We start from the raw sequence: 21,486 nt of genomic DNA, 5'->3' as shown, positions 1-21,486 counted from the left end.
CCTCAGTCCGCGGAGGTCAACTCGTCCAGTGCCACGGCGATTTCACTGCGCAGCGCCGGGCGCAGGTCACCGAAGGTGCGCTCCCTCGCACCGGTCGGGCCGGTGTCGCGCAGTACCACCCCGTCGATCTTCTGGTCGGGGCGCATGAGCGGCGAACCGGCGTAGATCCCCGGCTCGTACCAGACTTCGACCGACCAGCCGTCGCCGACGTCCAACGCGCTGGCGAACTGCCTCCCGCCCTGCCCGGGCGCCTCCCGCTGCCAGCCCCGGCGTTCCAGACCGAGCAGCTTCGCGGCGTGCAGCTCGACGCCCTCGAAACGCGCCACCCGGTTGGCGGCGTGGTCCTCCGGTGCGAGCCGTCCGACCGGTCGCCCGAGCTGGGCCACCGGCTGGCTGATCTCGTAGTCCTCGAACACCTCACGCCATGAGGCGAGTTCGTCGTCCGTGAGGGCGACCGGGTGCGGGATGCTGACGACGGCGTGGTCGGGGAGGTTGAAAGCCGTGTCGGCGGCGTCGGCGAACGTGCGGTCCTCGGCGATCCGGAACGCTGTGGCGACGCCGTCGACGTCCGCCGACCAGACGAGGCGGCGGCCGAGGCGGCCGAGCAGCGGGTGGTCGACGTACAGCTCGCGGAAGTCCGCTGCGCTCCACGTCCGTTCGTGGATCATCGCGTGCTCCAGGCGGGGCAGCGCGTCCGAGACCGCGGTGCGGACGGCCTTCTTAAGGGCGGTGAACCGCTTGCGCTCGGCCGCCGCGCGGGTCTCGTCGTCGCGGACGCCGGGTGCGGGGAGTGCCTTCTTGTGCTTGCCGTGCTCGTCGACGACGTACAGCGTCAGGTCGTCGGCGAATCCGGCCGTGAAGCGGCGTGCGCCGTAGTCGAAGACGAGCGCTGTCGGGTCCGCCAATCCGAAGTCCTGGACGAGGCGTTCGGCGAACTCGTCGGCGTTGAGTCCGAGTGTGTCGGCAACCTTCGCGAGCGCGCCCTGCGCGTGGGTCCTGAGCGCCCGCGCCTTGGCGCGCAGGGCGATCGCCTGGAGTTCGCGCAGGGCACCGCTGGTTCCGATCGCGGCGATGACGTCGAGGCCGTCGGCGGCCCGCCGGTGGAGTCCTTCGTACGGCCACTCGCGGACGATCGGCGCGAGCCGCGCCGCCGTCCGGTCGTCGCCCAGCCAACCGAGCGCGGAGAACGCCCACACCTCCTTGGCGGGCATGCCGGCCATCCGCCACGCCTCGAACAACGCCCACGCGAACTCGGCGGCGCTGTCGGGGGTCAGCTCGGCCTTCACGCGCGCCACGCCCGCGTAGGGCGCGTCGGGCTTGCACATCGCGAGCATCGTCAGCAGGTGGCGGACCTCGGCGTCCGGGACCGCGCCCGCTCCCGAGCGCAGGACGAGTTGGGGAAGCCCGGCGGGGTCGGCCCATGCGGGCAGTGCGGGGAGGCGGGACGGAAGCGTGTCGTACAGCGGGTCCGCGGTGAGGAGCGCCTCGATGCCCGCCGCCGCGGCCGGGCCGAACTCGGCGGCCGCCCGGCGGACGGCCTCGGCACCGCCCATGCTGTCGGCGGCCGCGACCGCAAGCACGACGGCTTCGGCCGCGCGGCGCAACGGCAGATTCCTGCCGAAGGCGTCAGGTATCAGCAGTCTCAGGGCGTCCTCGGCGTGCCGGCCGAGCCAGCGCAACGCCACGTCGCGGGCGTCACGGCGGCGGTGCAGCCAGCCGGCCACCAGCCGGGCGCTGGTGATGTCGACGACGGGCATGACGAGTTCGGCGTTGTGCATGCCGGTGCGGGCGACGAGGGCCAGCACCGCGTCGATCGCGGGTTCCTCCCAGGTCGCCAGCAGCGCGGCGTAGTCGCGGAGGGCGGGCCAGTGGTCGTCCGAGCGCCACGTGCGCAGGTCGTCCGCCAGGTCCGCGTCGGGGTTCTGGACGAAGAGGGCGACGGCCTCGTAGTGCTTCAACCGGCCGGCCCGCAATGCGGCGAGGTTGCTCTCGTTCGCGGGGACCTTGCTCCAGAACACGACCTTGAGAGCCGGCTCGCGTTCGCCGTCCTGCCAGACCACGCGGCGGATGGGAGCGGGCGTGAGGCCCGGTACGGCGGCCGGGCCGGACCGCTTGCGCTTGACCGCCCACGGCGGCGTCGCCAGCAGTCCGGGCAGCGCGTCGGCGGGGGCGTCGGCGAGATGCGGGACAAGCAGCTCCTGGGCGACCGCCGGGAGTCGGTCGCGCAGTTCGGCGGCGATGCCCGGGTGGGCGGCCGCGTGTGCCACGAGGAACCGGCGGCGGAGCGAGGCGTCTTCTTCGTTGTCTCCGTTGCGTTCGAGCGCGGACGCGGTCCACGTCATCGCGCGCGCGGGGTACCGGTTCGCCGCGGCGAGGATGAGCGGGCGGGCGCGGCTGTAGCCGATGCGGCCGCCCAGCAGGCGGAACGCCTTGTCCGAGGGGATGTGCGACAGCATCTCGAGGAGGAGCAGATACCCGGACGCCTCGAACGGGCGTCCCTCCAGCGCGTCCTCGATCAGCCACTCCCAGCCGGGTCCGACGTTGACCACCAGCGTGGTGAGGACGTCCGTGCGCCACTGGTCGTCGAAGTACTCGCCGAGGTCGCTCCCGCGCAGCCACGCGAGTTGTTCGGGTCGCGTCGCGGCCAGTATGAGCAGGTAGCGGAGCTCGCCGGCGTCGCGGAGCGCCGCGCCGTCGAGCGCCACGCATTCGGTGGCCCACTCGGCCATGTCCGGCATGACGTAGCTCGCGACGACCCGGCGGAGGGTGCCCTCGCGGTGTTCGGCCACCGTGTCGGCGGCGGCCCGGTATGTGGACTCCTCGCAGTCGGCCAGGAGTTCGCGCAGCCGGCGGGTGATGCCGTCGAGCGTGCTGTGCCAGACGCCGTGGTCCCGGAACGCTCCCGCCTCGACCCCCGCGGCCGCCGCGAACGGCAGGCCGTGCTCCTCGACCCACGCGTCAACGATCGTCTCGGGCCTGGTGTGGCTGCTGACGCCGAGCGTGAGCCACGCCGCCGCGCCGACCGGGTCGGGCTCGCCGGCGGCGTAGCGGCGGGCGGCCTCGACCGCGTCCGGTTCCACGCGCGGGTGGACGCTTGCCAGGCCTTCGACCGCCGTCTCGACCTGGCGGCGCAGCGAGCGCAGCGCGTTGGGCGCCGGCGGCTCGGGTGTCACGAACACCCGTCCCCGTCGCGGGTGGACGAGCTTTCGCCACGTTTCCGGGACGACCAGCACGTCCTCGTCCCGCCGCCCGTCACTCCGCTCGGCCGCCTCCGCCGCCGTGACCACCCGCACGATTTCCGCTCCTCCCCTTGTCCGGCCCCGTCGGCCGGGGCGACACGGTAACGGGAAGGCCCGACAAGCGGGTTGCCACGTGGAGGCGAGGGCGCGCCCGGTAGATCTCTCGGAGTCGCGCCGCGTGGCACGCGGCCGGGGCCGGCGGTCCTCCCGAACCCCGCGCCTTGCCGGGGAGGGCTGCCAGGCCCAGCGCGCACGCATGGCACGACGCGGTCTGATCGGCCGACTCGCCGACGTCTCGTCCGGTCACGTCCTCGCGTCCGAGCCTCGTCGGCGGCCCTCGTCCCCGCCGGTCAGGCGTTCAGCACTTCGTTTCGCCCTGGACCAGGGTCCCGTTGAGCAGGTAGGCGTCGGTCGCGGCGTCCACGCAGGCGTTCGCGCGGAAGAACGCGACGTGGCCGTCGCCGTCGTAGCTGATCAGTCCGGCCTTGGGCAGTTCCTTGCGCATGCGCGCGGCGGCCACGTGCGGGGTGGCGGGGTCGCGCAGGGTGCTGATCAGCAGGACGCCGGGGATGTTCGCGCCGTCGATCGGGCGGGCGCGGTCGGTGCCCGTCGCGGGGCAGTCCGCGGCGAAGCTCCACACCGTGGACGGGCCGAGGACCGGCATCGTGGCGGCGACCTCACGGGCGAGCTTGTCGGCTTCCTGGGCGGTCAGCGAGCGGCCGTCCGCGCAGTTGATCTCGAAGTACGCGGGCTGGATGGAGTCCTTGAAGCTGCCGTCGGCCGAGCGGCCGGCGAAGTTGTCGAACGCCTGGACCGTCGGCGCGCCGTTGCCCTGGAACAGCGCCGTGAGCATCTGCCGCAGCAGCGGCCAGGCCGAGGGGCTGTACAGGTACCCGGACACGGCCGTCGACGCCATGCCCTCGTCGAGCGAGCGGCCGCGCGCCGGGAGCGGGTTGGCGCTGAGCTTGTCGAACTGCGCGCGTACCGCGCGGGAGGCCTCGTCGGGGCCGCCGGTGAAGGGGCATTCGCGGCCGCGCGTGACGCAGTCGGCGGCGAAGGCGCGGAAGGCGTCCTCGAAGCCCTTGGCCTGTTCCCTGGCCAGCGCGAAGCGGTCGAGGGCCGGGTCGAGCAGGCCGTCGAGGATCACGCGGCCGACGCGGCCCGGGAAGCGCTCGGCGTAGAGGGCGCCGAGGTAGGTGCCGTAGGACATGCCGGCGTAGTTGAGCTTGTCGTCGCCGAGCGCGGCGCGGAAGACGTCCAGGTCGTTGACGGCTTCCGTGGTGCCTATGTGCTTGAGCAGGTCGGTGCCGGTGTTGGTGGCGCAGGCCTGGCCGAACTCCTTGAGGACGGCGGTGGCCGCGTCGAGGGAGGCGGGGGTGTCGGGCGTCGGGTCGATCGACATCAGGCGGTCGACGACGGGTCCGCCCGCGCAGGTGACCCGGGAGCTGCCGCCGGTGCCGCGCGGGTCGAAGCCGACGATGTCGTAGCGGTCGGCGACGGCCTTCTTCTTGGCGTTGGCGGCGAAGTGGCCGACGAGGCCGCTGACGCCGTCGCCGGGTCCGCCGGGGTTGACCGCGAGGGAGCCGATGCGGTCGGCGGCGGCACCGTTGGCGGGGTGGCGGTAGACGGCGAGCGTGATGCTCTTGGCGGCGGGCGCGGCGTAGTCGAGCGGCACCTTGAGCTTGGCGCACTGGAGGCCTGGCGCGCTGCCGGGGCCCGGCTGGCAGGGCTGCCAGTCGAGCTTCTGCGCGTAGAAGTCCTTGAGGGCCGGGTCGTCGGCGCCGGTCGGCCTCGCCGTGGCCGACCCGGACGGCCCGGACGGCCCGGACGGCGCCGCGGGGGCGCTCGGGGCGGCCGGCGTGCCGGTCGCTGCGGCGTGGTCGGTGGAGTCGGAGGAGCTGCAGCCGGCGAGGAGCGCGACCGCGGCGGCGACCGCGGGGAGGGCCCGGCCGAGGAGGGCGTGTCTCGGATTCACGACTAAGGAGTACCAGGCGTCCGAAAGGTCCCGTACACAGCGTCCAACTGTTCAGCGCTCGACCCGGTTCGCGGCGGGTTGTCGCGGAATACCGCGGCCGTGCGCTAGGTTAAGTTGAACGTTCAACAAGAATTCGACACGAGACGGAGGCGGACGCGATGACCGTCCGGAACCCCACCGCCCGCGGCGTCGCCGCCGTCCTCGACCGGCGCATGCTGGGCGCGGACGCGCAGGTCGACGACAAGGCGCTGGTGCTCGAGCCCGGCAAGTGGGGCCGGCACGACCCGTTCCTGCTGCTCGCCGAGGACTGGTTCAGCGCCGTCGGCTTCGACTGGCACCCGCACCGCGGCCAGGAGACCGTCACGCTCGTCCTCGAAGGCCACGCCGAGCACCGCGACAACCGCGGCGGACACGGCGTGCTCGGCCCCGGCGACGTGCAGTGGATGACGGCGGGCCGCGGCCTGTTCCACGCCGAGAAGGCGTACCGCGGCGAGCCCGTGCACCTGCTGCAGCTGTGGGTCAACCTGCCCGCCGCGCACAAGATGGACGAGCCGCGCTACCAGGACCTGCGCGCCGACGCGATGCCCGTGCACCGCGAGGACGGCGTCGAGGTACGGGTGTTCTCCGGCCGCTCCGGCGACGCGGTCGGCCCGGCCTTCAACGTCGTGCCCGTGACGATGCTGGACGGCACGCTGGCCGCGGGCGCCACGTACGACCAGGACGTCCCCGCCGACCAGAACGGCTTCGTGTACGTGCTGTCGGGCGCGGGCCGCTTCGGCCCGGACGCGACCCCGGCGAAGGCCGGGCAGGTGGTCCACCTGGAGCCGGCGCCGACGCGCGGCGTCGACGAGGACGCCGCCCCGGGCACGCTCCGGATCGCGGCGGACGACCCGGACGGCCTGCGGTTCGTCCTGTGGACCGGCCGCCCGGTGCGCGAACCGGTCGCCGCGTACGGCCCGTTCGTGATGAACACCCGCCGCGAGATCGAGCAGGCCGTCGCCGACGTGCAGTCGGGCGTCTTCGGGGAGATCCCGGAGGGCTGACCCGCCGCCGCAGGCCGGCCCGCACGCTTGAGCGGTCGCTCAAAACTCGCTACGGTGTGTTTTGAGCGACCGCTCAAACCCGTGCCGCGACGCGTCCGGAGCCCGTCCATGCGCCCTCTGTACGTCGAAACGCTGATCCGCGCCGACCCCGCGTCGGTGTGGCACCACACGCAGGACCCGGCGCAGCACGCGCGCTGGGACCTTCGGTTCACGCGCATCACGCCGGAGCCCGGCCACGCCGCGTGCCCGGACTCCCCCGCCGCAGGCACCCGGTTCCGCTACGCCACCCGCGTCCTGCCCGGCCTGACGATCGCCGGACACGGCACGACCGTCGGCGAACGCCGCCGACCGGACGGCACCGGCACCTCGGCGCTGCGCTTCGCCAGCCCGCACCCGCTCTCGCCGATGCGCGCCGGCAGCGGCTACTGGCGCTATGTCCCCACGGCCGCAGGTCTGCGGTTCCTCACCGGCTACGACTACACGCCCGGCCTCGGCCGCGCGGCGGACCGGATCGCCCGGCCGCTGCTCGGCTGGGCCACCGCGTGGTCGTTCGACCGGCTGCGGCTGTGGCTGGAGACCGGCGCGTCCCCACGCCGCCTGCTCGCCCGCGCGCTCGCCGAGGCCGCCGCGCGTACCGCGGTGACCGTGCTCGCGGCGCGGCTCACCGGGTCCTTGTTGGCGACGGTGTGGGTCGCCACCACGTGCCTGCTGGTGCCGCCGCTGCCCGGAACTCCCGCCGCCAGGCGCTGTCTTCGCCGTCCACCCGACCGACACGCCGCCACCGCGCCCGAGACCCTCGAACGACTGGAGACCCCGTGACCTCCACGCAAGCAGCCCCGCCGATCCGCCGCGCGCCGCGCCCCGTCTCGATGTTCGCCCGGGCGATGGGACGCGACTTCGGCCGCCTGCACCCGGAACTGCGCCGCCGCTTCGGCGTCGGGCTCGACGCGGGCGAGGCCTGCGTCGGCACCGGCACCATGCGGCGGATCTGGAACGGGACCCGGCTGTCCCGGCCGCTGCTGCGGCCCTTCCTGGCGGTCGGCGACCGGCGGCACATCCTGCTCGCCGAGACCGGCGAGGACGTGCCGTTCACGATCGAGAACTACCCCTACCTCGACTCGTACGGCCGCGAGACGGTCACGTTCGTCCGTACCTTCGACCTGCCGCGTCGCCGCCGGCGGTTCGACGCGACGATGGTCTACAGCGAACGGCGCGACTGCGTCGTCGACTACCTCGGCACCCACCAGCACCTCGCCGTCGACCTGGCCTTCGCCGCCGACCGCACGGGCGGGCTGGTCATCCGCTCCGGCGGCTACCGGTTCCGCGAACGCGCCCTCGACACCCGGCTGCCGCGCGCCGTCGTCGGAGACGCGGTGGTGCGCGAGCGGTTCGACGACGCGACGGGGCGCTTCCACATCAGCGTGCGCGTGACCAACCCGGTGCTCGGTCCCCTGTTCGGATACGACGGCGCCTTCACCGCCGCCTACGCGGACCTGACCGCGCACAGCGTCCCCGCTAGCGTTAGGCCGGTGCGGGAAGAAGCCCGCTGCTGACCCACGGAGACCGGACCACGATGAGCAACACGCGGGCCAAGCTGATCCAAGGCGCCCTCGACACGCTGCGCACGTACGGCATCAGCGGCACGTCGGCCCGCAGCATCGCCACGACCGCGGGCGTCAACCAGGCGCTGATCTTCTACCACTTCGGCACCCTCGACCAGCTGCTGTCGGAGGCGTGCCGGCACGGCGCCGAGCAGCACGTCGCGCAGTACCGGGCGCGCTTCACGCAGGTCGGCTCGATGCGTGAACTCCTGGATCTCAGCCGCGCGTTGCACGCCGACGAGCAGGCCGACATGGCCGTCCTCGCACACCTGCTCGCCGGCGCCCGGACCGACCCCTCGCTCGCGCCCGCGACCGCCGCAGGGCTCGGGCTGTGGGTCGAGGAGATCGAGGGCGTCCTCGCGCGCGTGCTCGCCGACACGCCGCTGGCCGGCGTCGTCGACACGGGCGGCCTCGCCCGCGCGGTCGCCGCCACGTTCATCGGCCTCGAACTGTACGGCGGCGTCGACGGCGAGGGCACCGCACGCGCCTTCGACGCCCTCGACCAACTCGGCACGCTGGTCGCGCTGCTGGAGGACCTGGGCCCGCTCACGCAGCGGGCGGTGCGCAGCCGGCTGAAGAAGGCGGGCAGGTAGCCTCGGCCGCCTTGCGGGGCCGCGTCTTCAAACGCGCGGCGGGGACATCGGGAAGAGGGCGGTGACCTGCCAGGTGCCCGCAGCGGCGGGGCCCGCGGTCAGCGTGCCGCCGAGGGCCTCAACGCGTTCCGCCAGACCCACCAGGCCGAGGCCGCCGTTCCGGCGCACGCCGACGGCCTGCCGCGCGGGCACGGCGTCCGCACGGCCCGCGGGGGCACGGTCGTTGGTCACCGTCACCACCAGACGCGGGCCGGCGCCCCCGTCGTCGGCCGCGGGCGGGTCACCGCCGACGCCGATCTCGACGCGCGTGGCCGCGGGGGCGTGCCGCCGGATGTTCGTCAGGGCCTCGGTCACCACCCGGTACGCGGTCGTGGCCGTCTCACGCGTCGCCGCGGCCGCCGCCGCGTGGTCGACGCGCAGCACCGGGCGCGCGGGGCCGGCGTCGGCGAAACGGGCGACCAGCACGGGGAGGTCGGCCAACGTCGGCACACGGAACGCGACCGGGTCGTCCGCCCGTTCGCCGCCCGTGTCCCGGAGCATGTGCACCGTGCGGTCCATCGAGGCCAGGGCCCGCTGGCCGGCCTCCTCGATGCGCTTGAGCGCCGCGCCCACCTCGGGCTGTCCGGCCAGCACATGCGCGGCGGCCTGCGCCTGCACCACCATGCCCGTGACGTCGTGGGCGACGAAGTCGTGCAGGTCCCGCGCGAGTTCCAGCCGCTGGATACGGCGCGCCGCCGCGACGGAACGGGCCCGCGCCGCGTCCGTCGACCGAAGGCACAGGCCCACCACGACCGCGATGCCCGCGCCCAGTGACCAGTACGCCGCGATGAAGACCATGTTGAGCAGCGCCTCGGGCCACACGACCCGCACCATCAGCCCGGCCTCGGCCGCGCAGAGCGCCGCGACGGCGGCCGCCGCCTGCCGCAGCGACGCCACATACCTGGCCACCAGCACGGTGAGCGCGAGCAGGGCCCCGGCCTCGCCCACGCCCCACACGGCGATCGGGACGGTCACCCCGCCCTCGGCGAGCAGCACCGGAGTCACCGCGACGGAGACCAGAGCGGCGAGTCCGGCGGCGACGGCGGTCCACCTTCGGGCGGGTCCGGGCCGCGTCGCGAGCACGACGGCCGCGGACAACCCGACGACGGCCGGCAACGGGACCAGGGGGCCGGCGGTGACGACCCCCGCGAGCGCCGACACCGCGATCCCCGCGGCCGCGACCCGGGGCAGCTGGGCCTGCGCCCTCTCCCGTCCTCCAACGGACATACCGGCCAACGTACTCCGGAGGCCCGCGCTCCGGGATCCGCCGAACGGCAGAGACCGCCACCGCGGAGCGCCCGTATCTCCGCCGAACGGCAGATGGCTCCCCCGGACGCGGCGCGGCGACGCTGGAACCGGAGCGGAACCGGCCCGTCCCGGGTCGAACCCGCCTGTCCGCCAAGGAGGACGCACCATGACGACGCACCCGAACGCATCGAATCGGCGGCCTGCGCGCGCTCGGCGGCACGGTCTGCGCCGGTCCCTCGCACTGGCGGCGGCCGCGGTGTTCGCCTTCACCGCGAACGCCGCCGCGGCCCCGGCCGGCGGCCACCACACCCCGTCCGGCGCCGCCACGGACGCCACCGGCTCGGCACTCCCCCAGCTCACCAGGCTCCTGCAGGCGCAGGCCGACGCGTGGAACCGGGGAGACGGCGCGGCCTTCGCCGCGACCTTCGCCGAGGACGCCGAGTTCGTCACGTTCGACGGCACGCACCTGCGCGGCCTGCCGGAGATGGCGCGCAACTTCCAGTACTACTTCGACCATTACACGCACGGGACCCGGCTGGTCTTCACGCGGATACCGGTGACACTGCGGTTCCCGGCGCCGAGGACGGCCGTCATGATCACGACCGGCTGCATCGCCGATCCCGGGCAGGCGGAGTGCCGTCCGGACAGCCGTTCGATCCAGACGTTCGTCGCCGTCCGACGCGGCGGGTGCTGGGTGCTCGTGTCGTTCCAGAACACCCGGGTCCAGGGCCTGCTCCCGCCGCCGGGCGGCTGACGGTCAGACGAGGCTAGGCCGCGAATCCCGGCCGTTCCGTCTCGCGCGTGTCCACCCGCTCCAGCGCGTCGAGCGCCACCTCGACCGACCGGGCTCCGGCGCGCAGCAGCGGCAGGCGGACGGCCGGGCTCGGGATGTGTCCCAGCGCGTGCAGAACGCCCTTGACCACGGTCGGGTTCGGCTCGGCGAACAAGGCCGCCGACAGCCGTGCCAGGTCTGCGCCGAGGCCGCGGGCCCGCGCCACGTCGCCCGCGCCCCACGCGGCGTGCAGGTCGACGAACGAGCTCGTCGCCACGTGCGCGGAGGCGAGGATGCCGCCCGCCGCGCCGAGGGCGAACAGCGCGCCCGCGAAGACGTCGTCACCCGCCAGCACCGCGAAGCCCTCCGGCGGCTCGCCCAGCAGGTCGACCGTGTCGGCGTCCACCGCCCCCACCGCGTGCTTGATCCCGACGACGCCGGGGATCTCGGCCAGCCTGCGCAGCGTCTCGACGCTCAGCGCGCGGCCCGTCCGGTACGGCACGTGGTACACGACGAGCGGCACCGGGCTGTGCTCGGCCGCGTGCGCGAAGTGCGCCACCACGCCGTCCTCCGAGGGGCGTACGAACGGCGGGACCGCCACGAGCGCCGCGTCCGGCAGCGGCCCGGGCCCGCCGCCGAGCGCGGACAGCGCCGCCGCGGTGCCGGCCGTGTCGTTCGTACCCGCGCCCACGATCAGGCGCGCGCCGTGCTCCCGGCACACCCGGGCGCACACCGCGACGACCTCGCGGCGCTCGTCGGGCGACAGCGCCGCGGCCTCGGCGGTGGTGCCGAGCGCGACGAGGCCCGCGGCTCCGTCGCGGAGCACCTGGTGGGCGAGCTGCTCGAGTGCGGCGGCCTCGATGTGCGAACCGTCCTCGGTGAAGGGGGTGACGAGCGGGACGAAGATGCCCCTGAGCGGCGCTGCGGCCGTAGGCGTTTGCGTCATGGCTTCAGCCTGACCCGCTTCCGAGCAGTAGGTCCAGTTCGCTTTTCCGGTTCTGGACATAAGCTGGGCTGATGCTCGACGTCCGTCGCCTGCGCCTGCTGCGCGAACTCGCCCGCCGCGGCACGATCGCGGCCGTCGCCGACGCCCTCGCGTTCACCCCGTCGGCGGTGTCCCAGCAACTGTCCGCACTGGAACGCGAAGCGGGCGTGCCGCTGCTGGAACGCACCGGACGCAGCGTCACGCTGACCCCGGCCGCCGTCGCGCTCGTCGAACACGCCGAAGCGGTGCTCGAACGCCTCGAACAGGCCGCGGCCGAACTGGCCGCGGCCCGCGGCGGACCGGCCGGACCGCTGCGGATCGGCGCGTTCCCGTCCGCCGCACGCTCGCTGCTGCCGGGGGCGCTGGCCCGCCTGGCCCGCGAGTTCCCGGCCCTCCAGCCGCGCGTCGACGAACTCGACCCGGCGGCCGCCGCCGACCGGCTGCGGGCGGGCGACCTCGAGGTCGCGCTGCTGCACCGCTACGACTTCGCGCCGCGCATCCGCGTCCCGGGCGTACAGACACGCGCCCTGTTCACCGAACCGCTCTACCTCGCGGCCCCCGCCGACACCCACGCCGACGGCCTCGCCGCCTGCCGCGACACGGCGTGGATCCTGGCCACCCCCGGCACGCTGTGCCACACGATGACCGTGCGGGCCTGCGAAGCCGCGGGCTACACCCCGGACGCCCGCCACCACATCGACGACTTCGCGGCAGTCCTCGAACTGGTCGCGGTAGGCCAGGGCGTGGCCCTCGTCCCGGAACTGGCCGTCCGCGACGCCGCCGACCGCCATGCAGGCACGGTCACCCTGACCCGCCTGCCCCTCTCCCGCGAGACCGAGGTCGCATATCGCACCGGCGCAGGCGGCCACCCGGCGATCCGCGCCTTCACCGACGCGGTGAAGGCCGCGGCCCCGGAGGCCCTGGCCCCGGCGGACGGACGCCGCTGACCGCAGACGACGAGGGTGGCGACCGCCCTGACCGCACGCCACGCATCAGCCTGGACAGGGGCCGCTGAACGCTCGCGCCGGGCCCGCTGGGGGCCGGCGGCGCCGCGCGCACGCCGCTGCCGCGGCGGTGGCTGCGAGAATGGCTGGGCCGTCCCGCTCGTGCGGGGCGCTGTCCGAACCTCCACCGAAAGCTCCGCCGTGACCTCCGACGTGCGCCGTCCGTCCGCCGCCGATCCGCAGGCGGTGCCCCGGCCTGCGCCTCCGGTGCGGCGGGGTGAGTCGCAGAAGGACATCGAACGCGGGATCCTCCGCTGGATGTTCGTGTTCTTCTTCGGGACGCACCTGATCGGCGGAGCCATCTGGCTGGCGATCTATCTCAGCGGCAAGGGCGGCGGCTGACAGGTCGCGCGGAGCGGCCGCGGGTCGGGCGACTCAGTGACGGCACCGTCGCAGCGACCTTCCCGCGGCCGTTCGCGCGTGCCGGCTCGTCGGGCCCCGGGGAGGCGGCCTGCACGACCAACCGCCTCCCCCATCCGACTCGCGAGCCGTACGCCAAGGGCTCAGGTACGGGCCGGTGCTCCTCGGCGGGACCGTACGGCTTCGGCGACGTCGTCCCAGAGGGCCGCACGGGCGCGGAGGGCGACGGTCACGGTGCCCGCGCACTCGCGCCAGCGGCGGGGCTGGAAGCCGCACAGGTTCTCGAGCAGCCGCAGGGCCATCGGTCCGTGTTCGTCGCCGTCGACCTCGATGTGGCGTTCGAGGTACTCGCGGAAGAGCGCGAAGTCGGTCTCGTCCGTGTCGAGTCCGGCGGTGCGTTCGTCGGCCTCGCGGCCGTCCAGGACGTGTTCGAACATCCGCGGGACGAGCTCCTCCCGCCCGAGCGCGAACGCCGCCGCGACGCAGTGCACCGGGGCGTGCTGCACGATCCGCCACGTGTGCTCGACGAACGCCGCAGCCGCCGGAGGCGCCCCGCACAGGTGGACGGCCTCAGGGACCGCCACGCCGTCGGCCAGCAGGTCGAGGAAGCAGCACGCGGGCCCGGTGTCCGCCCCCGCCGCCGCCATGGCCTCGAGGTAGAGCTCGAAGTGGCTGCGCGGCCCGACGCTGGTCTCGTCGCTTTCCTCGGTGAGCACGATCTCGTTGACGAGCCGCCGTGCCTCGGGCGTGCCCTGCGGGACCCAGGGCACGGTGACGCAGGTGAGCTCCCGTTGCAGCACCTTGAGCAGGGACATGAAGTCCCAGACGGCGAACACGTGGTGCTCCATGAACACCCGCAGGTCGTCGGGGTGCGCGAGGAGCCGGTAGAGCGGGTGCCGGAGCACCCGCTGCCGCGCCGGGGCGGTCTCGCCGAGCAGGCGCGTGGTGCGCGAGGCCGACATCAGCTCGGCGGTCGGCGAGGGCAGCGGATCGGTGGGCGCGGAGCGTTCTCGGACGGCGGGGGGTGACGGGTGGGCGGGTGCGCGGACCCCGGGGAAGGCCTCGTGCTCGGTGAGCATGCCGGGCATGCCCGTCGGTGCGGTGCTGCTGTGTATGACGTCCACGACGGTCCCTCACTGGGTCGGCGGGCACGACCGGCCCTGTGGGATGGCAGGGCCGGGCCGCGGGCCGGACGGGAAAGCCCGACGACGTCCGGGCCCGCGGCGGCTCCACACGGTATGCGTCGCGTCACAAAGCGCGGTCGGAATCGGCGAAAGCCGCCTATTCCGACCGGGGTTTCTGGGACCATCCCGCCGAACGCCGGTGTGCCGGGCGTACGCGCCTGCGCATCGGCGCGCCGAGCCGCATCACCCTGCACCGCACCTGGCGGGAGGAGATGCAGCAGATCGTGTACGCGCCGCAGGCCGACCAGCAGGGCCACCCCGGGCAGCCGCAGGCGTACGCGGGGCAGCCCCTGGGCATCCTGGGGCAGCAGCCGTACCCGCAGCAGCCCTACCAGCAGCAGGCTTCAGCCGCGGGACGCGGCGGCGGCGTCCTTCCCCAAGTGCCGTCCGCCCGGCAGGAGTCGGGCGCCGGCCGCGATCGCGAGGGACAGCGCCACCGTGACGGTGAGCCCGATGCGCAGCGTGGACGCGTCCGCGACGAACCCGATCAGCACCGGGCCGAGCAGCAGCCCGGTGTAACCCATGGCGCCGATGCGGGCGATCGCCGTACCGGCACGGGCGGGGTCGCCCGCACCGCCGAGCGCGCCGCCGACGGAGAACGCGACCGGCACGACGAGGCACACGCCGACGCCGACGACGAAGAACCCGACCAGGCCCAGCGCGGTCCCGCCGGCCAGGAGTGCGATCGTCAGGCCGCACGCCGTCGCGGCGCCGGACATGATCAGCACGGCACGCGCGCCGAGCCGGTTGGTGACGCGGTCGCCGGTGAGCCGGCCGGTCGCCATCGCGGCCTCGTACAGCGGGTAGGCGAGCGCGGCGACGGCCTCCGGCGAGCCGAGGGTGTCGCGCAGGTAGAGCCCGCTCCAGTCGGCGACGGCGCCCTCGACCATGAACGCGCAGAAGATGATCGCGCCGGCGACGTAGACGGCCCACGGCAGCCGCATCCCGCCGGACGCGCGGCCTGCGCCGTCCGCTCCCGCACCGCCGGACGCCGCGGCCTCGCCCCGCCCAGCGGGCGCGTCCGGCAGGTACGTTCCGCGCAGCCAGACCGCGGCCGGGGCGCCGAGCGCGGCGGCGATCACGACCGACGGGGTGAAGCCCAGCCCGCAGCGCGCGGCGAGCGCGCCGAACAGGCCGCCGGTGACGGCACCGATGCTCCAGCCGGCGTGCATGCCGGCCATGAGCGAGCGGCCGTACCGCTGTTCGAGCAGCGAGGCCTGCGTGTTCATGGCGACCTCGGTGACGCCGAACACCAGGCCGAACGCGAGGCCCGCGCCGATGATCGCGGCCAGGTTCGGCGACAGGCCGATGCCCGCGACGGCGAGCACGCACAGCGGCACGGTCGCGCGCAGCAGGCGGCGGCTTCCGTGGCGCGCGACGAGGCGTCCCATGAGCGACATCGAGACGATGCCGCCGATACCGAACGCCAGCACGACCAGGCCGAGTTGGCCGTCGCTGACGCCGAGCTTGTCCTTGAGGGCGGGCACCCGCACGGTCCACACCGCGCACAGGGCGCCGGCGAGTGCGAAGGTCCCGGCGATGCCGAGCCGGGCGCGCCGCAGGCGGGCCTCGGTCAGGCCGTCGGTCGCGGAGGCCCGCGCGGTCGAGGACGCGGTGGCCGACGCGGGTTCGGAGCCGGGGTCGGTCGCAGCGTCGCCTGCGGCGTCGGTCGCGGGATCGGTCGCGGAGCCGCGTGCGACGTCGGTCGGGGGCTCGGTCGCGGGCTCGGTCGCGAGGTCGGTCACGGTCGTCGGTGCCGCGTCGGAAGCCTGTCCGGCTGCCATCGGAGTTGCCCCTTCCAAGGGACGTGTTGAGGGGGAATCGCAGGAGGCGGTGCCCGCCGAACGCACGGCGGGACGGATCGGCGCAACGCGGGACGCGCGCACCGATCCGGGGACGGGCTGGGCCGGCGCACCGGCCGCCGGTCAGCTCTGCGCGTTGAGGGGGATGCCGTCGCGCGGCACGGCCCGCAGTCGGCGCCGCGGCGCCTCGGGCCCGTCCAGGAGCGCGAGCAGGCGTCGGCGCAGTTCGTCGCACTCGTCGGCGTCGAACAGCTCCGGGTCGTACTCCATGGCCTCCCACAGCCCGTCCACCGCGAGGCGGACGATGCGGGCGGTCACGGGGTCGTCGGCGGCCGCGTCGGCGCGGTGCCAGCGCCGGGTGGCGGCGCGCAGCGGTTCGGCGAGGTCGGACGCGGTGGCGGCGGCCGCGACGACCGCCCAGCGGCGGCGGGCCCGGGCCGGGTCGCGGTCGGTCACGATCTCGAACGTGGTCTCGACGTACGCGCGCGTGTACCCGCCGCCCTCGGCGGACAGGCGCGCCTCGACGGCCTGGTCGAACTCCGCGATGAGCCGTTCGACCAGCGCGTTGACCAGCGCTTCCTTGGTGCCGAAGTGGTAGAGCAGACCGCCCTTGCTGACGCCTGCGCGCGCGGCGACGGCGGCCAGCGTCAGGGCCGTCGTGCCGTGCTCGGCGAGCAGTTGCTCGGCGGCGTCGAGGAGGAGGTCGCGCTTCATATGACGGACTGTACCGTCCGGACGGTACAGTGACCAGGGGATTATCCGCCCGGACCGCTCACAGGAGACGATCGGCGTCGATTCCGGCGAACCGCTGTCGGCCAACTCCCCACCCTCCTAGGCTTGTTCGGGGCGGGGCGGGGGTCCCCGCCGTTTGGGGGGTGCGCTATGCAGCGCGACCGATTTCGCGACGACAGCGAGGACGACGACCCGCCGCTGCCGCGCGACTATCCGCTGACCGAGGACCAGATCAGCCGGCTGTCGCTCCACAGGCTCGAGGAGCTGTGGAGCATCCGCGAGCGGGACGACGACCTCAGCATGGGGGGCGACTGGGAGGACCAGGACGAGCTCCAGTTCCGCCGCACCGCACTGGAGATGCTCGCGCCGAGCGCGCCGCACTGGATCACGAGCGTGGGCTGCGCGCAGAGCGTGCTGACCTGGCTGAAGAAGCAGCCGACGCTCGTACCCGACCTGATCCCCAAAGTCAGGCTCTGGCGCGACCAGTTGGAGGGCCCGGCCGCGAAACAGCCGGACGCGGCGGAGCGCCGGGTCCTGTGGGACGCGGTGTGTCTGGCCGTCAAGGTCCCGCAGCGCAACACGGGCGACGGCTGCGAGTACCTCGCGCATGTGATCTGCGAGGAAATCCAACTGCGGAACGCGGACTGCGCGCGCCGCTACCTGGAGAAGGCCTGGGTGGTCGCCCAGGCCAACGTCCTGCATCCGCCGGACAACTGGGGCCACCACGTCGCCCCGGTCATCGACTGCACCGACGGCCTGTTCGTCTTCGACCCGCTGTTGTCGCCGCGCGGCCCGATGCCGCTCCTCGTGTGGCAGGTGGCGGCGAAGGGGGCGGCCAACACGCCGGTGTTCCACCTGACCCAGCCGTGGGAGCTGCTGGGCAGGCCGAACTACGGCAACCAGGCGTTCGATCCTGCGACGTACATGTTCATCGACATGAACCTGCGCCGCGAGATGGACCGCTGCATGCGGTGACCCCGGGGGCCGGGCACCGGTCGGGCAGTCGCCTCGATCCGGTGCCCGGCCGCGCCCGGTGCACGTGGAGCCGCTGCTCAGGCCTCCGCGAGGCCGCCGAGCACGCCCTCGTCGCGCAGCTTGGCGACCTCGCCGGCGTCCAGACCCCAGCCGGCGAGCAGTTCGGGCGTGAGCGTGCCCGGCGCGCCGGCCGCCTTCGACGGGGTGCGGCTCAGCCGCGGCGCGGCCTCGGGCTGCACGGTCCCGTCCGGGGTGACGTACGTTCCGCGCGCCACGTTGTGCGGGTGCGCGGCCGCCTCGTTCCAGTCCAGGACGGGGGTGACGCACGCGTCGGTGTCCTGGAACACCTCGGTCCACGCGTCGCGCGGCCGGCTCGCGATGACCTCGGCGAAGCGGGCGCGCAGCACCGGCCAGCCGGCGCGGTCCATCTGTCCGGGCAGGTCCTCGTCGGCGATGCCGAGGCCGGCCAGGAACTGGGCGTAGAACTGCGGTTCGATGCAGCCGACCGCGACGTGCCCGCCGTCGGCGGCGGTGTAGACGTCGTAGAACGGGGCCCCGGTGTCGAGCAGGTTGGTGCCGACCTCGTCCGACCAGCCGCCGATGCCGCGCATGCCGTGGATGAACGCGGACAGCGCCGCCGAGCCGTCGGTCATCGCGGCGTCGACGACCTGGCCGGTGCCCGACCGCTGCGCCTCGACGAGCGCGGCGAGGATGCCGAACGCGCAGAACATGGCGCCGCCGCCGTAGTCGCCGACGAGGTTGAGCGGCGGGACCGGGCGTTCGCCCGCGCGGGCGAAGGAGTGCAGCGCTCCGGAGACCGAGATGTAGTTGATGTCGTGGCCGGCGCGCTGCGCGAGCGGGCCGTCCTGGCCCCAGCCGGTCATGCGCGCGTACACCAGGCGCGGGTTGCGGGCGAGGCACACGTCGGGGCCCAGGCCGAGGCGCTCGGTGACGCCCGGGCGGAACCCCTCGACGAGCACGTCGGCGGCCTCGACGAGGCGCAGCACCGTCTCGGTGCCGGCGGGGTTCTTCAGGTCGACCTCGAGCCCGCCGAGCCGGCCGCGGCCCACCGCCATGTGCGGCATGCCGCCGGCGCCGAGGCGGTCGACGCGGATGATGTCGGCGCCGGCGTCCGCGAGCATCATGCCCACGAACGGCCCGGGCCCGATGCCCGCGAGCTCGACGACCTTGATGCCCGACAGCGCGCCCATTCGCGTCCCTCTCTCGTTCCGGCGATCTTTGCTGACAAAGTCAAGCACACGGCCGTGACCTGGCACGACGGGATCCGAGCCTTTGCCAAACGGTCGCCCAACGGGAACCGGCACCCGGATAGCGTCGACGACATCCAAACAACGCACAGCGTGCGGTACTTCGCGCCCTCGAAGCGCCGCACGCGGGGAAAGGCATGCCGTGCAGCACATCGCACTCCGCGACGAAACCGCCGAGCTCACCACCACCTGGACGTCGTACGCCGTCGGCCGCATAGGCGCGACCTACCTCAAGATCATGCGCATGGACGAACTGCCGGTCGGCGACGACGTGCACGCCGACCCCGAGGCGCTGCTCGTCGTGGACGGGCGCCTTGAGATGACCGTGGACGGCGAGGACGTGTCCGTCGGGCCCGGCGAGCTCCTGATCGTGCCCGGACACGCGGTACACAGCATCCGACCGGGCAGCCACGGCACGCTGTTCCTGGTCAACCTCAACCCGCCGGACGCCGCCTGACACACGGTCAGACCGGCGGCGCGGTGTCCGCCAGGTGCAGGATCTCCAACGCGATCAGCAGGTCCAGGCGCAGCCGGGAGTCCTGGGTGAACGGGCCCACCAGGCGCTCGAGTTTGCCGATCCGGTAGCGCAGCGTGTTGTAGTGCACGTACAGCCGACGGGACGTCTCCGCGACGTTCAGGTTCGTCTCCAACAGCACCTGGAGAGTGCGCCGCAGGTCCGCGGCCTCGGCGTCCTCCGGCTCGGCGAGCGGGCCCAGCACCTCGGCGGCGAACCGCTCCAGCTCACCGTCCGGCGGCAGCAGCGACAGCAGGCGGAAGACACCCAGCCGGTCGAAGTCGGTCACCGCCCCGGGGCCCTGCAGGCGGCGGCCGGCCTCGACCGCGCGCCGCGCCTGCTCGTAGCCCGTCGGCAACTCGGCGATCCCGCGCACGGCACGGCTGATCCCGGTCGTGAAGCTGCGCGGGATCCGCGCACAGGCCGCCCGCACCCGCTCCGCCGCCTCCCGCCCGACCCCGCCGGCCCCGGGGCCCGACGGGATCGGCACCAACGCGACGATCTCCCCGGGATACCCGGCCACCACCGCCTCGGCATCGGCCTGCCGCACCGCGGCCGTCCACGCCGCCGTCAACGCGTCCTGATGCCGCCGCAGCGTCGCCGCGCTGTCCCCCGGCATGGGATCCGGCTCCGCGACGACAACAGCCACGGTGCGATGCAGCAGCGCCCCGACGCCACCGCCCGGCAACCGCTCCGCGTCGACGAGCCGCCCGGTCAAGAGGTCCCGTAAGAGATCGGCCCGGTATTTGAGCTCCCCGGCGAACGCCCCGGCCTCCGCCGCCGCATGCGCGATCCGCCCGGCCAGCACAAGCGCCTCGGCCGCGAACGGCAAAGCCACCCGCGAATACCCGAGCTCCGACGCCCCATGAGACACCCAGGTCCCCGGCACGCCGCCCCCTTGCGAGCCACCCGGCCCCGCAAACGCCATCTCCCCCGACAACTCCACCTCGACCCCAGCCCCCGCCCCGAACTCCCCCACCGACGACCCCCCGCCGCCGCCGACCCCATCCCGAGGCAAAGGCACCCGCGCACCGCCGCCCCCAGCCCCCTCACCGCCCCGCGAACCACCGGCAGCGAGTTCGCCACCGTCGCGCGGAGCGCCGACGGCGAGGTCGGCATCCCGGGACGGGCCGTCCAGGTCCTCGCCCCAACCCGCGGTTCCCCCGCGCAGTTGTGGCGCCCCCGACCCGACCGAGCCGTCGTGCCGCGCCGAACGACCCGATCGGCCGCGCGGGCCGCGCCCGGGCTCATCTCCCGCGCCTTCCGCATCGCCGACGGTGTCCAGCTCGCTTTGCCCGGCGTCGGCCACGACTTCGCCAGTCGTCGCCTGTCCCGGTCCTCCGGTCGGGACCTGGTCGGTCGCAGCCTCACGCGTCGCCGCCTCGCCCGCCTGGCCGTCAGCCCACCGGGTCGGGTCGGGAGTGGTCCGTTCGTCGGAGGCCGGCACGGTTACCGCGGGCGCGTTCCGCGGTTCGGTCGCGGCTGCCGTGCCGCCTCTGACGCGGCTGGGGACCGGGAGGGGGCGGGCTGTTTCCCGGGTTGTGCCTGTGACGTAGCGTCTGGGGTCGGGGGTGGGGCTCGGACCGTCCGGGGTCGCGGGCGTTCCCGACTTGGCCGCCTTCGCCACCGCGCCCGCCGCCTTTCCTGACGTGCCGATCGTTCCGACCGCACCGCCGGAACCACCCGAACCGACCATTCCGCACACCTCGGACGCCCGCCCGGGGGCCGTGCCGGGCTCCGGGCGGGCACCCCGGCCGGCCGGGACCGCGCCAGCGTCCACCGCGGATACCCCTTCGTCGCCGATGCCCATGTACCGACCGTATCGGCGCGAACACACCCACGTCAGCTCTCCCGGGAGCGCGCAGGCAGCGCGCCACCGGAGTGCGCCCGGCGCGCACGCTCGCCCGATCGCGGTCAACCCGAAGCGCCCGAGCGCCCAGTAGTCCGGTCAAGCCGCCCCGTCGTGGGTACCATGCGAGTGCGGTTCTGTGGCGGCCCGGGCACCTTGGGTGACGGCATGTCCGGTGGCTCGTCCGCGCCCGGCACCGCAGATCGCAGCGAATACGGGCAACCCCGGCGGTCGTTCCGTTCATGGACTGCGACCGGCCCGTATGGGGCAGGAACGTCAAGGGGAACACCTGGTCGGGCGGCC

Annotated in this window: 18 protein-coding genes; 9 read left to right on the top strand and 9 right to left on the bottom strand. The window is 74.3% G+C overall.

Going from position 1 to position 21,486, the window contains the following annotated elements; translation table 11 throughout:
• Nucleotides 1-2: 2 nt before the first annotated feature.
• Both QI554_RS10010 and QI554_RS10005 read right to left on the bottom strand, forming a co-directional pair.
• Complete coding sequence (locus QI554_RS10010; RefSeq protein WP_281468235.1) at nt 3-3,293, bottom strand: DUF4132 domain-containing protein; 3,291 nt, start codon at nt 3,291-3,293, stop codon at nt 3-5.
• A gap of 304 nt (nt 3,294-3,597) precedes the next feature.
• The gene (locus QI554_RS10005; RefSeq protein ID WP_281468233.1) at nt 3,598-5,214 is read right to left on the bottom strand and encodes an alpha/beta hydrolase; all 1,617 of its coding nucleotides are present in this window, start codon (nt 5,212-5,214) and stop codon (nt 3,598-3,600) included.
• A gap of 158 nt (nt 5,215-5,372) precedes the next feature.
• Here QI554_RS10005 and QI554_RS10000 point away from each other — a divergent pair, with 158 nt between their 5' ends.
• The 4 genes from QI554_RS10000 to QI554_RS09985 all read left to right on the top strand — a co-directional run bounded on the left by QI554_RS10000 (nt 5,373) and on the right by QI554_RS09985 (nt 8,451).
• Nucleotides 5,373-6,257, top strand: a complete 885-nt coding sequence (locus QI554_RS10000) for a pirin family protein (RefSeq protein WP_281468231.1) — start codon at nt 5,373-5,375, stop codon at nt 6,255-6,257.
• Between the two features lie 108 nt (nt 6,258-6,365).
• Nucleotides 6,366-7,076, top strand: a complete 711-nt coding sequence (locus tag QI554_RS09995; protein ID WP_281468229.1) for a hypothetical protein — start codon at nt 6,366-6,368, stop codon at nt 7,074-7,076.
• Between the two features lie 65 nt (nt 7,077-7,141).
• Entirely contained in the window at nt 7,142-7,810 is a 669-nt protein-coding gene (locus QI554_RS09990; RefSeq protein ID WP_281468709.1) for a DUF4166 domain-containing protein, read from the top strand.
• A 20-nt stretch (nt 7,811-7,830) separates the two neighbouring features.
• The gene (locus tag QI554_RS09985) at nt 7,831-8,451 is read left to right on the top strand and encodes a TetR/AcrR family transcriptional regulator (RefSeq protein WP_281468227.1); all 621 of its coding nucleotides are present in this window, start codon (nt 7,831-7,833) and stop codon (nt 8,449-8,451) included.
• A gap of 27 nt (nt 8,452-8,478) precedes the next feature.
• Here QI554_RS09985 and QI554_RS09980 read toward each other — a convergent pair whose 3' ends face one another.
• Entirely contained in the window at nt 8,479-9,717 is a 1,239-nt protein-coding gene (locus QI554_RS09980; protein WP_281468225.1) for a sensor histidine kinase, read from the bottom strand.
• Nucleotides 9,718-9,904: 187 nt separating this feature from the next.
• Here QI554_RS09980 and QI554_RS09975 point away from each other — a divergent pair, with 187 nt between their 5' ends.
• Nucleotides 9,905-10,492: an SgcJ/EcaC family oxidoreductase gene (locus tag QI554_RS09975; protein ID WP_281468223.1), complete on the top strand. Its 588-nt coding sequence runs from the start codon at nt 9,905-9,907 to the stop codon at nt 10,490-10,492.
• Between the two features lie 13 nt (nt 10,493-10,505).
• On the opposite strand, the gene QI554_RS09970 is transcribed toward QI554_RS09975, so the two are convergent.
• Nucleotides 10,506-11,456, bottom strand: a complete 951-nt coding sequence (locus QI554_RS09970; RefSeq protein ID WP_281468221.1) for a dihydrodipicolinate synthase family protein — start codon at nt 11,454-11,456, stop codon at nt 10,506-10,508.
• A gap of 71 nt (nt 11,457-11,527) precedes the next feature.
• Between QI554_RS09970 and QI554_RS09965 the strand changes: the two genes are divergently transcribed.
• Nucleotides 11,528-12,442 carry a LysR family transcriptional regulator gene (locus QI554_RS09965; RefSeq protein WP_281468219.1) on the top strand — a complete coding sequence of 305 codons (915 nt, stop codon included), beginning with the start codon at nt 11,528-11,530 and terminating at the stop codon, nt 12,440-12,442.
• Nucleotides 12,443-12,640: 198 nt separating this feature from the next.
• Nucleotides 12,641-12,841: a hypothetical protein gene (locus QI554_RS09960; RefSeq protein ID WP_281468216.1), complete on the top strand. Its 201-nt coding sequence runs from the start codon at nt 12,641-12,643 to the stop codon at nt 12,839-12,841.
• Nucleotides 12,842-13,002: 161 nt separating this feature from the next.
• Here QI554_RS09960 and QI554_RS09955 read toward each other — a convergent pair whose 3' ends face one another.
• The 3 genes from QI554_RS09955 to QI554_RS09945 form a co-directional block, all read right to left on the bottom strand.
• Complete coding sequence (locus tag QI554_RS09955) at nt 13,003-13,983, bottom strand: DUF3050 domain-containing protein (protein ID WP_281468215.1); 981 nt, start codon at nt 13,981-13,983, stop codon at nt 13,003-13,005.
• Between the two features lie 404 nt (nt 13,984-14,387).
• Nucleotides 14,388-15,827: an MFS transporter gene (locus tag QI554_RS09950; RefSeq protein ID WP_281468212.1), complete on the bottom strand. Its 1,440-nt coding sequence runs from the start codon at nt 15,825-15,827 to the stop codon at nt 14,388-14,390.
• Nucleotides 15,828-15,968: 141 nt separating this feature from the next.
• Nucleotides 15,969-16,559 carry a TetR/AcrR family transcriptional regulator gene (locus QI554_RS09945; RefSeq protein ID WP_281468210.1) on the bottom strand — a complete coding sequence of 197 codons (591 nt, stop codon included), beginning with the start codon at nt 16,557-16,559 and terminating at the stop codon, nt 15,969-15,971.
• Nucleotides 16,560-16,727: 168 nt separating this feature from the next.
• Here QI554_RS09945 and QI554_RS09940 point away from each other — a divergent pair, with 168 nt between their 5' ends.
• Nucleotides 16,728-17,552 (top strand): protein-glutamine glutaminase family protein, encoded by an 825-nt coding sequence (locus QI554_RS09940; RefSeq protein WP_281468208.1) that lies wholly within the window; start codon nt 16,728-16,730, stop codon nt 17,550-17,552.
• Between the two features lie 77 nt (nt 17,553-17,629).
• On the opposite strand, the gene QI554_RS09935 is transcribed toward QI554_RS09940, so the two are convergent.
• Nucleotides 17,630-18,763, bottom strand: coding sequence for a CaiB/BaiF CoA transferase family protein (locus tag QI554_RS09935; RefSeq protein WP_281468206.1), 1,134 nt, complete (start codon nt 18,761-18,763; stop codon nt 17,630-17,632).
• Nucleotides 18,764-18,962: 199 nt separating this feature from the next.
• Here QI554_RS09935 and QI554_RS09930 point away from each other — a divergent pair, with 199 nt between their 5' ends.
• Nucleotides 18,963-19,277, top strand: coding sequence for a cupin domain-containing protein (locus QI554_RS09930; protein WP_281468204.1), 315 nt, complete (start codon nt 18,963-18,965; stop codon nt 19,275-19,277).
• Nucleotides 19,278-19,284: 7 nt separating this feature from the next.
• On the opposite strand, the gene QI554_RS09925 is transcribed toward QI554_RS09930, so the two are convergent.
• Nucleotides 19,285-20,223, bottom strand: a complete 939-nt coding sequence (locus QI554_RS09925; RefSeq protein WP_281468202.1) for a PucR family transcriptional regulator — start codon at nt 20,221-20,223, stop codon at nt 19,285-19,287.
• Between the last annotated feature and the right edge of the window lie 1,263 nt (nt 20,224-21,486).

The sequence above is a fragment of the Yinghuangia seranimata genome (assembly GCF_029953285.1).
Lineage (GTDB): Bacteria > Actinomycetota > Actinomycetes > Streptomycetales > Streptomycetaceae > Yinghuangia > Yinghuangia seranimata.
This window is presented reverse-complemented; position numbering and strand designations above follow the sequence as displayed.